The sequence below is a fragment of the Rathayibacter sp. VKM Ac-2804 genome (assembly GCF_009866655.1).
Lineage (GTDB): Bacteria > Actinomycetota > Actinomycetes > Actinomycetales > Microbacteriaceae > Rathayibacter.
The window spans coordinates 3,636,326-3,649,167 of record NZ_CP047420.1 but is presented as its reverse complement, the minus strand read 5'-3'; the positions used below and the strand labels follow the sequence as shown (position 1 = coordinate 3,649,167).

The following is a 12,842-nucleotide window of genomic DNA, read 5'->3' as shown; positions in this document are numbered from 1 at the left end:
CTCCGGCCGGATGGGCTACCGCCAGCACCTCGTCCGCTCGATCCTGGCGATCCGCGAGCAGGGCGGCGTGCTGCTCTCCGACGGCACCCGCGTGCAGGTCGAGCCGCTGCTGGTCGGCCGCTCCGAGGCGAAGCTCGCCGAGCTGGCCGGCAAGCACGGCCTGACGAACTGGACGACGGACCTCGACGCCGCGCTCGCCGACCCGAAGTGGCAGGTGTACGCCGACTTCCTCGTGACGAAGGCGCGCGTCCCCGCGATCAAGAAGGCGATCGCCGCGGGCAAGCACATCTACACCGAGAAGCCCACCGCGGAGTCCTACGCCGAGGCGCTCGAGATCGCCGAGCTGGCCAAGGAGGCCGGCATCAAGAACGGCGTCGTGCACGACAAGCTCTACCTGCCGGGCCTCCAGAAGCTCAAGCGCCTGATCGACTCCGGCTTCTTCGGCCGCATCCTCAGCGTGCGCGGCGAGTTCGGCTACTGGGTCTTCGAGGGCGACTGGCAGGCCGCCCAGCGCCCGAGCTGGAACTACCGCAGCGAGGACGGCGGCGGCATCATCGTCGACATGTTCCCGCACTGGAACTACGTGCTCGAGAACCTCTTCGGACCGATCGAGGGCGTCTACGCCAAGGCGACCACCCACATCGAGACCCGCGTCGACGAGAACGGCGCGCCATACACGGCGACGGCCGACGACGCCGCCTACGCGATCTTCGACCTCGCCGGCGGCATCACCGCCCAGCTCAACTCCTCCTGGGCGGTGCGCGTCGACCGCAAGGAGCTCGTCGAGTTCCAGGTCGACGGCACCCTCGGCTCGGCCGTCGTCGGCCTGTTCGGCGCCAAGATCCAGCCGCGCGTCGCCACGCCCAAGCCCACGTGGAACCCGGACCTGCCCGAGACCCACGACTACGCCGAGGACTGGCAGGAGCTGCCCGTCAACGACGTGTTCGAGAACGGCTTCAAGACCCAGTGGGAGCAGTTCATCCGCCACGTGGTCGAGGACGCTCCGCACGAGTACGACTTCTTCGCCGGAGCCCGCGGCGTGCGCCTGGCCGAGCTCGGCCTGGAGTCCTCGCGCGACGGGCGCCGGATCGACGTCGCCGCCCTCGACGCCGCTGCGGACGCCGAGGCGCTCGCGCAGGCGGGCGCCGTCCAGTGACCGGGCTGACCCTCCTCGGCGCCGACGGCGTGACCCGCTCGATCGAGCTGCTGCCCGCGCCCGCGCACACGAGGCCGACCGCGCCGCTGCGCTCGCGCACCGCCTACGCCGCCGCGCACGTCGTGCCGCTCGTGCACGGCGAGAACCGTCCCGGCCACCCGGCCCAGATCGACTGGGACGCCACGCTCGGCTTCCGCCACCACGTCTGGTCCTGGGGCCTCGGCGTCGCCGACGCGATGGACACCGCGCAGCGCAACATGGGCCTGGACTGGACGGCGACGCAGGAGCTGATCCGCCGCAGCGCGGCCGAGGCCGCCTCGGTCGGCGGGGCGCTCGTGGTCGGGATCAACACCGACCAGCTCACCGACGACGTGGTTCCGCTCGCCACCGTCATCGACGCCTACGTCGAGCAGCTCGCCTTCGCCGAGGACGCGGGGGCGGAGGTCGTGCTGATGGCCAGCCGCCACCTCGCCCGCGCCGCGGAGTCGGCCGCCGACTACGAGAGCGTCTACGCCGCCGTGCTCGCGCGCGCCACGAAGCCGGTCGTCCTGCACTGGCTCGGCACTGCGTTCGACAGCGTGCTCGAGGGCTACTTCGGCGCGGCCGACCCGGTGGACGCGTTCCCGGTCGTGCGGCGGATCATCGAGGACAACCTCGACTCGGTGCGCGGCATCAAGATGTCGCTCCTGGACGCGGATGCCGAGATCGCGCTGCGCTCGCGGCTGCCCGAGGGCGCGACCCTCTTCACGGGCGACGACTTCAACTACGTCGGCCTCATCGAGGGCGCTCCGGACGCCGACGGCACGCCGCGCTGGTCGGACGCCCTGCTCGGCGCCTTCGCCGCGCTGGCGCCGAGCGCCTCCGCCGCGATCCAGGCGCTGGACGCCGGCGACGTCGCCGAGTACCGCCGCGTGCTGGCCCCGACCGAGGCGCTCTCGCGCCAGGTCTTCGCCGCGCCGACGCAGTACTACAAGACCGGCGTCGCCTTCCTCTCCTGGCTGAACGGCCACCAGCCGGCCTTCTCGATGGTGGGCGGTCTGCACTCCGCGCGCTCGCTGCCGCACCTGTCCGAGATCGTCCGGCTCGCGAACGCGTCCGGCGCGCTGGAGCGGCCGGAGCTCGCGGCCGACCGCTGGACCGGGCTGCTCGCGCTGAACGGCGTCGAGGTGACCCGCGGCGTCGAGGCGCTGCACCTGGTCGAGGCGGTGCACGCGTGAGCGCCGACCCGCGCCTCTCGCTCAACCAGGCCACCATCAAGCGCGCCTCGCTCGCCGAGGCGCTCGACACCACGGCCGGCGCGGGCATGTCCGCGATCGGCCTCTGGCGCGAGCCGGTCGCCGAGGTCGGGCTGGCGGAGGCCGTGCGCCTCGTCGCCGACTCGGGGCTGCGCGTCTCCTCCCTCTGCCGCGGCGGCTTCTTCACGGCGCCCGAAGGGCCGGAGCGGCGGGCGGCGATCGACGAGAACCGCCGCGCGATCGAGGAGACCGCCGCGCTCGGCGCACCCGCGCTCGTGCTCGTCGCCGGCGGGCTGCCGACCGGCTCGCGCGATGTGATCGGCGCTCGCGCCCGCGTGCAGGAGGCGCTGGCCGAGCTCACGGACGACGCCGCGGCGGCGGGCGTGCAGCTCGCCATCGAGCCGCTGCACCCGATGTACGCGTCCGACCGCGCCGTCGTCTCGACGCTCGGCCAGGCGCTCGATCTCGCCGCGCCGTTCGACGCGGCCGCGGTCGGCGTCGTCGTGGACACCTTCCACCTCTGGTGGGACCCGCAGGTCCTCGCGCAGATCGCCCGGGCCGGAGCCGAGGGCCGGATCGCGAGCTATCAGGTCTGCGACTGGGCGACCCCGCTGCCGGCCGACGTGCTGCTCGCCCGCCGCTACCCGGGAGAGGGTGTCATCGACTTCGCCTCGCTGACCCGCGCGGTCGTCGAGGCGGGGTACACCGGCGACGTCGAGGTCGAGATCTTCCACCAGGAGGTCTGGGACACGTCGTACCCCGAGGTGGCGGAGCGCGTGGTCGCGTCGTTCGGCGGGACCGTCTCGCCGCACCTGAAGTCGGCGCACCTCTGAACTCCCGGTCCGCCGACGCTGGAGGGTGAGCGGCGGACCGGGCTTCTTCTTCTCAGAGGAGTGACAGTCTCAGCTCCAGGGAAGACCCAGCGCGTCGAACGTCGTCTCGCGGCGCAGCGCCTCCTGCAGCGCGTGCTCGACGCCGTCGATGACGCGATGGCGCCCCTCGATGTCCTGCACCTCGCGCCAGGCGTCCGCGGGCAGCGAGCGCGGCGACGGAGCCGCCATCACCGCCTCTAGCAGGCGGAGGAAGCCGCCGGTGCGCTCGATCCCGGCGTGCAGGGGCGTGCCCAGCTCGCGGGCGGCGAGCAGTCCCTCGAACGGCGTGATCCGGTCGTACTGGACGGTGCGCGGCGGCAGGTCGTCCCGCTCCAGCTGCACGACGTCGAGCGTGTAGTAGAAGCGGATCGTCCCGCGGGTGCCGACGATCTCGACGGAGGGCTCCTCCGGCCGCTCGGCGCAGAGGGTGACCGCGGTCGTCACCTGGAGCCCGTCGGCCAGGGTGAGCACGGCGACGGAGGTGTCGTCCGCCTCGATGTCGTTCGCACGCCGCAGGTCGAGGCGCACGTCGACGACGTCCTCGAGCCGGTCGGCGCCGGCGATCGCGAGGGCGGTGGCGGTCGCGTGCGAGAAGGGGTTGGTCAGGACGCCGTCGGCGACGACCGCGCCGTCGAGCGTGCGCCGGCCGGCCCAGGGGGAGCGCGACCAGTAGCGGTCGTCGCGGACCCAGACTCCGGAGGCGCCGTAGCGCTGGACGTCGCCGATCTCGCCGTCGGCGACGGCCGCGCGGATCGCCGGGATCGCCGAGGAGCCGAGGCTCTGGAAGCCGACCTGCACGAGGGCGCCGGTGGCCGTGGCGCGCTCGCTGATCGCCGTGAACTCGGCGAGCGAGGCGGCGGGCGGCTTCTCCAGCAGGACGTCGTTGCCGTGGTCCATCGCCGCGAGCGCGATCGCGGCGTGGGTGTGGATCGGGGTGCTGATGATGACGATGTCGGTGCCGCCGGCGGCGAAGAGGCCGGTCGCGTCGGGGTGGTGCGCGACGCCGTCGGGGAGCAGCCCCTCGACCGGCGGCCGCGGATCGGCGACGCCGATGAGGCGGACGCGGCCGTCGCGGTGCGCCGCGAGGACGGCACCGAGGTGCGAGGCGCCGTAGCCGCCGATGCCGACGAGCCCGATCCGCGGGATCACGGTCGGACTCCGGAGAGCGGGCGGCGGTCGTCTCGTGTGGGCTGCATGATCCGGCCAGCGTATCGGAAAGCGGTTACCGGCGACCAGTGGGGTCGATGATCGTCATGCCCGCCGGGCTCGCGCGGTCGAAGACGGGGAGGAGCACGGCCGCCTCCTCGAGCCCGATGGTCCGCTCGATCAGGCGCTGCGGGGCGAGGACGCCCTGCTCGATCAGCCGGAGCATGCCGGGGTAGTCGCGCGCCGCCATCCCATGGCTGCCGAGGACGTCGAGCTCCCAGGCGATCACGCGCGCCATCGGCACGCGCGGGTGGCCCTCGACGGGCGGCAGCAGGCCGATCTGCACGTGCCGGCCGCGGCGGCGCAGGCTGAGCAGGGCGTCGGCGCAGGTCTGCTCGCTGCCGACGGCGTCGACCGCGACGTGACTCCCGCCGCCGGTGAGCGCGTGCACGGCGGCCGGCAGATCACTGCCGTCGGCGAGGAGGACGTGTTCCGCTCCGACGCTCGCCGCGACCTCGAGGGCGGCGGCGTTCCGGTCCACGGCGATGACGCGGGCGCCGAGCGCGTGCGCGACCATGACGGCGCTGAGGCCGACGCCGCCGGCTCCGATCACGGTCACCCACTCGCCGGGCTGCACCCGCGCCCGGCCGACCAGCGCGCGGTAGGCCGTCGCGAAGCGGCAGCCGAGGCTCGCGGCGGTGGCGACGTCGACACCCTCGGGAATCGCGACGAGGTTGGTGTCGGCCGCGTGCAGCGCGACGAGCTCGGCGAACGAGCCCCAGTGCGTGAAGCCGGGCTGCTCCTGGTCCGGGCAGACCTGCGCGTCGCCCTGCAGGCACCACTCGCAGCGGCCGCAGCCGCAGACGAACGGCACGGTCACCCGGTCGCCGACCGCCCAGTTCCGGACCTCGGGCCCGACCTCGGCGATCACGCCGGCGAGCTCGTGCCCCGGGACGTGCGGGAAGGCGATGTCGTCGTGCCCGGCCCAGGCGTGCCAGTCGCTCCGGCAGAGACCGGTGGCCAGCACCCGCACGACGACGCCGTCGGCCGGTGCCACCGGTGCCGGGACCTCGCGGACCTCCGGCTCGCCGCGGACGGAGTCGAGGACGAGAGCGCGCATGCCCTCATCCTGACAGCGCTCGGGGAGACGACGAAGACCCACGCTCTCGCGTGGGCCTCGGAAGTGGAGCGTCGCAGGCGACGCGTCCGGGACCGCTTCAGCAGTCGTCGGCGCCGAAGCGGAGGTCGGTGAGCGAGACGAAGTGCCAGCCCTGACGGCCGTCGTGCTGGGTGTAGGTCAGGGTGCTGCCCGAGGGGAAGACGCCGAAGTGGAAGGTGTCGGAGCGGGTGACGCCCGCCGTCGTGTACTCGTTCCCGGTCGCGCGGCGGAAGGGGTCGGCGAGGGTGCCGGCGCCGGCGCCGGCGAGGGAGCCCGAGGTGGCGATCGAGGTCGGAGCGGTGCTGAAGCCGACGGCGTCCCAGTAGGTCGGCACCCAGGAGTTCGCGTCGGTGTTCGAGGTGATGTCGAAGATCGTCAGCTGGAAGTCGACGGGGTCGAAGAGCGCGCCGTCGGCGTCCCGGAACTCGAAGGTCAGCGTCTGCGCGTCGGATCCGGGGCTCGGGAGGACGGTGAGATCGCCCGCGCGGCGCTGGTTGAGCACGAGGGCGCCCGCCGGGCCGAAGCCGGAGAAGGAGTACTCGGAGGGGACGCCGCCGGGGGCGTTTCCGGCCCAGCCCGACCCGTTCTGACTCATGTTGTAGCGCGTGCCGCCGGAGAGGTCGACCGTGCCGGCGGCGAGGGTCGAGGTGATGCGGATGGTCGAGGTGCGCCCGGAGGCGGAGGTCGCGCCGAGGACGGCGGGGTTGCCGCTCGCGTTCGTCGCGGCGAACTGCGTGACGCTCGTGCAGGGCGCGGTCGACGCGGCGGCGAGGGGAGCGCCCGCCGCGACGGCGATCACGGGGACGGTCCAGAGGGCGGTCGAGGTGAGCGAGCGGCGCGAGAGGCCGGGCGCGGGGGTGCTGGTCATGGCGGGATCCGTTCGGGTGCGGAGGGGACGGGGCAGGGCAGGGCAGGGCGAGGCAGGGCGGGGCGGGGCGAGGCGGTGCAGGCGCGGTGCGGGGCGCAGCGGGGCGGAGCAGGGACTCAGCGGCCGGCGTTGTAGTGGTTCTGGATCTGGGTCGCGGTGAGCACGGTCGAGTAGACGGAGGCGTAGCGCAGGCTGCCGGAGAAGGAGGCCGGGCCGACGTTCGTCCAGGAGCCGCCGAGGGTGTCGTAGCCGATCTTCCAGTAGCCGTTGCTGTTCTCCGGGCTGCGGAAAGCGGTGTTGCCGGCGACCTTCGCTCCGTCGAGCCAGAGGCTCATCCCGGCGGTCGGCGAGATCGTCGAGACGACGTGGTGCCAGGCTCCGTCGTTCACGGCGTTCGGGCTGGTGATCGACTGGACGCCGTTGTTGTAGATGCCGAAGACGAGGCGGCCGTCCGCGCCGATGTAGGTGTGCCGGTCGTACTGGCTGCCCGCGGTGTCGCGGCTGGTGTTGAAGCTGAAGAGCTTGCCGCCCGCGACGGTGGTCTTGAACCAGATCTCCGTGCTGAAGGTGGTCGGGTTGTTCAGCAGCAGGGGCGTGCTGAGGAAGCCGTTCGTGCCGTTCAGCAGCCAGGAGCCGCCGGCGTCGCGCGGGCAGGCCTTCGGGGTGGTCGCGGAGCTGGTCATCGCCGGACGGTAGGTGCCGGGGTAGGCGCCGGAGTCGGTGTCGACGGCGGTCGTCGCTCCGGTCGCCTGAGCGAGCGTGTAGGAGAACAGCGCGTCGCCCTTGTCGGCGGCGAGCGCCGAGTCGCAGGTGAAGAAGGCGGCCGCGCTGCCGACGGTGTTGTTCGAGTTGCGGATGGAGGCGACGTAGGCGCCCGAGGTGGCGGGGGCGAGGAAGAGCACGGCCGAGAGGGCGGCGACGAGCAGGGCCGCGAGGGTGGTGCGGGGCGAGGCGGCGCGCGTGCGGCGGTGGCGGCTCATCGCGCGGGGTCGCTCTCGACGGGCTCGGGCCGGGAGGATGCGGTCTCGGTGGGCTCGGTCCCGGTGGGCTCGGTCTCGGTGGGCTCGGTCCCGGTGGTGCGGGCGCGGCGGCCGTGCTCGCCGACCGGCTCGGCTCCGGCGGGGAGCCCGACCAGCACGGTCCAGAGCACGGGGGCGGCGCAGAGGGCGCCGAAGAGGATCCAGCCCCAGAGCGGCAGATGCAGCGCCGAGGACACGTTGTAGAAGTCCTCGCCGTTGGCCGGCACCTGGATGCCGCCGACCTGGCCGGAGACCAGATCGACGTGCGTGCCGCCGACCGCCGTGACGCGGATCGGCAGCATGCCGACCGAGACGAGCGAGGCGTCCGTCCGTCCGTCCTCGACGGTCGCCTCGAGGACGACGATGCCGACGAACGGGCGGAGCACGAAGACGGTGAAGGAGGCGACGAGCGAGATCCCGAGCACCCGCATCGCGGCGCGGTGGGTGGCGGAGGAGAGCAGGCGGGTGAGCAGCAGGACGAGGACAGTGCCGGCGAGGAGCATCGGGAGGCCCTTCGCGAGCCAGCCGGCGCCGGGGAGCGCGACGACGACCTTCCCGATCAGCTGCTCGGCGCCGGTCGCCCACGGGTCGGTCGCGCCGTTGATGTCGCCGCGGGTGACCAGGGTGCCGTCGTCGGCGAGCTCGACCACGCGGTGGGTGTAGGTCTCGTCGGGGGTGGTGGTGGGGTGGAAGCTGACGACGTCGCCGACCCGGATGTCCTCGAGGGGCGTCGGGGCGGTGAGGACGAGGGTGCCGACGGGGGCGGCGGTGCCCATCGAGGGTGTCTGGACGATGAACCAGCGTCCGCCCGAGGCATGGAAGAGGAAGGCGGCGACGACCAGGGCGGCGACGAGGGCCGTGACGGTCCAGGTCGCGACGGTGCGCAGGCGGGTGCGGGGGGAGCGGGGCTCGGGGGTGGTGCCGGAGGTGGTGGGGGTGGTGGGGGTGGTGCTGCCGGTGGGGAAGGCGGTGGATCCGGGGAGGGCGGGTGCGGGGCGGGTCTGCAGCGTGGTCATCGGTCCACCTCCTCGGCGGGGAGGGGGCCGCCTGGGCGGCGGCCCCCGGGGTGCGGGTGTCGGGTGTTGCGGGGGGTGTTTCTCGGGGTGTTTCCGGGGTGGGGCGGGTGCTTCGGGGGAAGCGGTCTTCGGTGGTGGATCTCGATACGCCCGCTCTGCGGGCTACTCGATCAGCATGGACCGGGCGCGTATCCCGATCGGCATGGATCGGGCGCGTGCCTCGGTCGGCGTGAGCCGGGGAGGCTCGATCAGCTGGCGAAGGTCCAGGTGAGGGGGAGCGAGCCGGACAGGCCCTGGTAGGTGTTGCCGGCGGAGGAGTCGAGCGTGACGGCGATGGTGAAGGGGGTGCTGGTGCCGGCGGTGACGGGGGCGGTGGCGAGCGACTTGGCGGCCGAGCCGGCGAGCGCGGCGGCGGTGCCGCTGTAGACGGTGGTGCTGCCGGAGGTGATGACGACGTTCAGCTTGGAGCAGAAGTCGGTCGCGGTGCCCGAGAGGGTGCCGGCGGCGGTGTTGGCGGTCTGCTCGCACTTGGCACCGGGGGTGAGGGTGAAGGTGTTGGCCGAGACGGTGCCGGCGTTCTTGATCGTGATCGCGGTGGTGACGGTCTGGCCGGGGATCATGGTGGTCGATCCGCCGAACTTGTTGATGGTCGAGCAGGTCGCGGTGTTGGTGCTGACCGAGCCGCCGTCGGTGCTGAGGCAGGTGACGGGGTTGGCGCCGGTCGACTTCTCCTCCATCACGAGCGAGCCGGAGGCCGCGGTGTTGTTGGTGTTGGTGATGCTGGCGACGAAGCCGGAGAGGGTTCCGGACATCGAGACCGACAGCAGCGCGGCGGCGGCGACGCTGGTGGCGAGGACGAGGGGGGCGAAACGGACGCGCTTGCGCTTTGCGGTGTGGTTCGACATGACAGGACTCCTGATCGGGTAGAAGGTGAACTGCCGTGCAGTTCGCTGTGGGGATGTTTTCTGGCTTGTCGAGTAAGTTACTTGATGGCAAAGATACTTTGCAATCGTTCCAATACCCCCTGTTGTAGGCACAGCCGCTCCGTCGGCGAGGAGCCTGCTCCGACCCGCGAGAAGGCCCGCATGGATCCCGAGAACACGCCCCCCGCCGACGGCGGCGCGCAGTCCGCCGGCGCCGCCCTCCGGCAGGCGCTGCGGGCGCTCGAGACCGCGCAGCGCGACCTGCGCACCGCGGTCGCCCTCGACCTCGGGATCGGCATCTCGGAGCTGGGCGCGCTGGAGGCGCTCGCCGACTCGCCCGGCCTGACGCCGAAGTGGCTGGGCCTCGAGCTGTCCCTGACGACCGGCGCGGTCACCGCGCTGCTGGACCGCCTGGCCAAGGCCGGCCACCTCGATCGGGTGTCGAACCCGCAGGACCGGCGCAGCGTCCTGCTCCGGCTGACCGACTCCGGCACCGCGCTGCTCGCGGCAGTGGACGAGCGCTACGACGCGGTCAGCGTCGAGGTGCTGCGGGCGTCGCCGCGTCTGGGCGAGGACGAGGTCGTCGAGGATCTCGCGCGGGCCGCGGCGGTCATCACGGCGCACACGATCCGCTGAGCCCGCGCGACTGTGCGCGTCAGGCCTGCGGCGAGCGGTCCTTGCTGATCGACCACAGATTGCGGCTCGAGGTGCGCTCGTAGTCGAAGACGGTCACGAGCGCGGTGATCAGCGCGAGACCGCGACCGGACTCGGCGAAGGCGTCGGGCATCTCCCGCGGGCCGGTGTCGACGCCGGGCGGATCGGCGGTGTCGATCAGCTCGGCCCGGAGCGCGTCGTCGTCGACGGTCACGACGAGGCGGCAGAGCACCGCGGTCGTCGAGACGGCGTGCTGGATGACGTTCGACACGAGCTCGACGAGCGCCGTCTCGAACTCCATCCGGTCGCGGGCGCCGACGTCGACGCGCTCGGTGAAGAGCGAGTCGAGCAGGTCGTGCACGAGCTCGATGTCGTCCGGCGGGGTCCGGAAGGCGAGGGTGCGCTCAGTCACGGTACGCGTCGCCGGCCGAGTCGTAGCCGACGAGCACGCGGTCGAGGTTGGAGAGCTCGAGCACCATGGTGACCTGGGCGCTCGGTGCGGCGATCCGGAGATCGCCGCCGGCCTGGCGGGCGCTCTTGAGGCAGGCGACGAGCGCGCCGAGCCCGGACGAGTCCATGAAGGAGACCTCGCTCAGCTCCACGACGATGCGGCTGCTGCCCTCGTCGAGAGCGCTCCGCACCTCGGTGCGCAGCTCCCGTGCCGCGGTGAGATTGAGCCGGCCCGCCGCCGTGATCACGGCGACGCCCGGAGCGATCGTCTCGGTGCTGAAGGTCATGCCTGCTCCTGATCGGTCTCCGCGGCGGCGCGTGCGGAGTCGTGCGTCCGCGTCACGAGGAGCGCGGTGATGTCGTCGATCGCGCGCCCGGAGCCGGCGAGCGCGGTCAGGGCGGTGAGGAAGCCGATGGCGCCCTCGGAGGTGCGGACGAGGTCGGCTGCGAGGACGAGCGACTGCAGCGTCCCGTCGAAGAGGTCGAGCACCCCGTCGGTGAAGGAGACCAGGGAGTCGCCGACCGCCAGATCGACGGTCTGGGTGACCCAGCCGCCGTCCTCCGTGATGCCGAGGGGGAGCCCGAGGGCGGCGAGACGGTGGAACGTGCCGTCGGCGCGGAGCAGGACGGTGAGCCCGTGGCCCGCGTCGACGAAGTCGACCCGCCCGGTCCCTGTGTCGAGCCGGCCGTGGAAGAGCGTGGCGAAGGTCTCGGTGGCCGAGAAGTCCGGCTGCAGCTGCTCGCTGACCGCCGCGACCACCTCGTCCGGTGCACCGCCGGCCCGGGCGCGGAACGCGGCGCGGATGCCCGCGGCGAGGATCGCGGCCCCCGTGCCCTTGCCCATCACGTCGACGAGGGTCAGGTCGACGATCGCCTCGGTGGCGGTCCAGCTGTAGAAGTCGCCGCAGATCTGCCACTTGGGCAGCGACGCCCCCGCGAGGTCGTAGCCGGCGGGGTGGCGGAAGGCGGCGGGAGCGAGGCGGGCCTGCACGTCGGCGGCGCGGTCCCACTCCGCGGTGTCGCGCAGCTCGCGCTCCACCCACTGGCCGAACTCCTCGAAGAGCAGCTCCTCCTCCGCGGTGAGGGCGCGCGGGACGAAGTCGAGCAGGCAGAGCGTGCCGAGCTGCAGGCCGTCGTCCACCGTGAGCGGGCGGCCGGCGTAGAACTGGACGTGCGGCGGGCCGGACACGTGCACGTGCTGCGCCCACGCGCCGTCGGCGCCCAGATCCGGGACGACCAGCGTGCTCCGCTTGGCGAGCGTCGCGTCGCAGAAGGTCCCTGCGCGCGGGTAGGAGACCGGCCCCTCGGGCTGCGGCGACTTCGTGAAGAGCGTGGTCTCGTCGAGGATGTGGATCTCGGCCACCGGCACGCGGAAGAGCTCCTGCGCCATCCGCGTGATCCGGTCGAAGCGCTCCTCGGGGCCGGAGCCCATCAGGCCCATGGCCTCGATGACCGCGGTGCGCCGGTCGCGGTCGCTCGGCGCCTCCGCCTCGATCGCCGGGTCCCGGCTGGTCTGCTGCGACATCGTTCCCCCGTTGTCTGTGTGCCGTCGTCTGCGTGCCGCTGTCTGCGTGCCGAAGCGGCGTCCCGTCTCAGCGACGACGGTATCGCCCGGCACGCTCCAGCTCGGCTCCAGGGCCCGATAGTCCCCCGGACGGGGGTCGGACCACCGCAGCAGCTCATGTCTTGCACTACGGGGCGCAGAGTGCAAGGATGCACAGCATGCAAGAAAATGCGACCGCGACCCGGCGCGACCAGCGCGCCGCCGAGCGGCGCAGTGAGTTGGCGCGCACCGCCCGCGAGCTGACGATCCGGCACGGCTTCTCGGGCTTCACCGTCGAGGAGCTCTGCGAGGAGGTCGGCATCTCGCGCCGCACCTTCTTCAACTACTTCCCGAGCAAGGAGTACGCGATCGTCGGCCGGCCCGAGGAGGGCCTCGACGACGACAGCGTCACGGAGTTCCTGACCCGCCGCCCCGGCGTCTCGCTGCTCGAGGCCCTCGTCGCCCTCGGCGCGGTGCACTTCGCCGCGATCGGGCTGAACGCCGACAGCGTCCGCGAGTTCGTCGCCGTCGCCGATCGCGAGCCGAAGCTCCTGCAGGCCCTGCTCGACGTCGGCACCCAGCGCGACCTCCTCGTCGCGGACCTCGTCGCGCGGCGCGAAGGGCTCGACCCCGCCGACCCGTCCGTGCTGCTCGCCGTGCAGACCGCCGGCACCGTCGTGCGCAGCGCGGCCGGCGCCTACCTCGACTCCGACGGCTCCGTTCCGCTCGAGCGCCTCGCGCAGGAGCGCATCGCAGCCGTGACGCGCCTGCTCCTGGGCTGACCGGCCCCTCCGACGCCGA

General features: G+C 73.0%; 14 protein-coding genes. 5 read left to right on the top strand and 9 right to left on the bottom strand.

The genetic code is table 11. The annotated features are described in order from the left end of the window. The first annotated feature begins 10 nt into the window (after positions 1–10). From GTU73_RS16995 to GTU73_RS16985, 3 genes are read left to right on the top strand one after another with little or no spacing between them, the layout of a single operon-like run. Positions 11–1,156: a Gfo/Idh/MocA family oxidoreductase gene (locus GTU73_RS16995; protein WP_160091451.1), complete on the top strand. Its 1,146-nt coding sequence runs from the start codon at positions 11–13 to the stop codon at positions 1,154–1,156. Further along, positions 1,153–2,373, top strand: a complete 1,221-nt coding sequence (locus GTU73_RS16990; protein ID WP_160090824.1) for a DUF993 family protein — start codon at positions 1,153–1,155, stop codon at positions 2,371–2,373. The genes GTU73_RS16995 and GTU73_RS16990 overlap by 4 nt, the downstream gene beginning before the upstream one ends. Further along, complete coding sequence (locus GTU73_RS16985) at positions 2,370–3,224, top strand: sugar phosphate isomerase/epimerase family protein (RefSeq protein WP_160090823.1); 855 nt, start codon at positions 2,370–2,372, stop codon at positions 3,222–3,224. The genes GTU73_RS16990 and GTU73_RS16985 overlap by 4 nt, the downstream gene beginning before the upstream one ends. A 69-nt stretch (positions 3,225–3,293) precedes the next feature. On the opposite strand, the gene GTU73_RS16980 is transcribed toward GTU73_RS16985, so the two are convergent. The 6 genes from GTU73_RS16980 to GTU73_RS16955 all read right to left on the bottom strand — a co-directional run bounded on the left by GTU73_RS16980 (position 3,294) and on the right by GTU73_RS16955 (position 9,376). After that, positions 3,294–4,412 carry a Gfo/Idh/MocA family oxidoreductase gene (locus tag GTU73_RS16980; RefSeq protein ID WP_160090822.1) on the bottom strand — a complete coding sequence of 373 codons (1,119 nt, stop codon included), beginning with the start codon at positions 4,410–4,412 and terminating at the stop codon, positions 3,294–3,296. Positions 4,413–4,485: 73 nt separating this feature from the next. Then, on the bottom strand, positions 4,486–5,529 hold the full coding sequence (locus GTU73_RS16975) for a zinc-dependent alcohol dehydrogenase family protein (protein WP_160090821.1): 1,044 nt from the start codon (positions 5,527–5,529) through the stop codon (positions 4,486–4,488). A 97-nt stretch (positions 5,530–5,626) separates the two neighbouring features. Then, complete coding sequence (locus tag GTU73_RS16970) at positions 5,627–6,436, bottom strand: hypothetical protein (RefSeq protein ID WP_160090820.1); 810 nt, start codon at positions 6,434–6,436, stop codon at positions 5,627–5,629. A 116-nt stretch (positions 6,437–6,552) separates the two neighbouring features. After that, the gene (locus GTU73_RS16965; RefSeq protein ID WP_160090819.1) at positions 6,553–7,416 is read right to left on the bottom strand and encodes a LamG domain-containing protein; all 864 of its coding nucleotides are present in this window, start codon (positions 7,414–7,416) and stop codon (positions 6,553–6,555) included. Continuing rightward, positions 7,413–8,471, bottom strand: coding sequence for a signal peptidase I (locus GTU73_RS19535; RefSeq protein ID WP_160090818.1), 1,059 nt, complete (start codon positions 8,469–8,471; stop codon positions 7,413–7,415). Before GTU73_RS19535 ends, GTU73_RS16965 begins: the two co-directional genes overlap by 4 nt. A 248-nt stretch (positions 8,472–8,719) precedes the next feature. Next, on the bottom strand, positions 8,720–9,376 hold the full coding sequence (locus GTU73_RS16955) for a hypothetical protein (protein ID WP_160090817.1): 657 nt from the start codon (positions 9,374–9,376) through the stop codon (positions 8,720–8,722). Positions 9,377–9,556: 180 nt separating this feature from the next. On the opposite strand from GTU73_RS16955, the gene GTU73_RS16950 reads away from it, so the two are divergent. Continuing rightward, the gene (locus GTU73_RS16950) at positions 9,557–10,030 is read left to right on the top strand and encodes a MarR family transcriptional regulator (RefSeq protein ID WP_160090816.1); all 474 of its coding nucleotides are present in this window, start codon (positions 9,557–9,559) and stop codon (positions 10,028–10,030) included. Positions 10,031–10,049: 19 nt separating this feature from the next. Here the strand turns inward: GTU73_RS16950 and GTU73_RS16945 are convergent, their stop codons facing one another. Genes GTU73_RS16945 through GTU73_RS16935 form a run of 3 tightly spaced genes read right to left on the bottom strand, consistent with a single transcriptional unit; the run spans position 10,050 to position 12,023 of the window. Then, the gene (locus tag GTU73_RS16945) at positions 10,050–10,460 is read right to left on the bottom strand and encodes an ATP-binding protein (protein ID WP_160090815.1); all 411 of its coding nucleotides are present in this window, start codon (positions 10,458–10,460) and stop codon (positions 10,050–10,052) included. Next, complete coding sequence (locus GTU73_RS16940; RefSeq protein ID WP_160090814.1) at positions 10,453–10,785, bottom strand: STAS domain-containing protein; 333 nt, start codon at positions 10,783–10,785, stop codon at positions 10,453–10,455. The genes GTU73_RS16945 and GTU73_RS16940 overlap by 8 nt, the downstream gene beginning before the upstream one ends. Further along, on the bottom strand, positions 10,782–12,023 hold the full coding sequence (locus GTU73_RS16935; protein ID WP_160090813.1) for a GAF domain-containing SpoIIE family protein phosphatase: 1,242 nt from the start codon (positions 12,021–12,023) through the stop codon (positions 10,782–10,784). Before GTU73_RS16935 ends, GTU73_RS16940 begins: the two co-directional genes overlap by 4 nt. Positions 12,024–12,220: 197 nt before the next feature. Here GTU73_RS16935 and GTU73_RS16930 point away from each other — a divergent pair, with 197 nt between their 5' ends. After that, the gene (locus tag GTU73_RS16930) at positions 12,221–12,823 is read left to right on the top strand and encodes a TetR family transcriptional regulator (protein ID WP_160090812.1); all 603 of its coding nucleotides are present in this window, start codon (positions 12,221–12,223) and stop codon (positions 12,821–12,823) included. Positions 12,824–12,842: the final 19 nt, after the last annotated feature.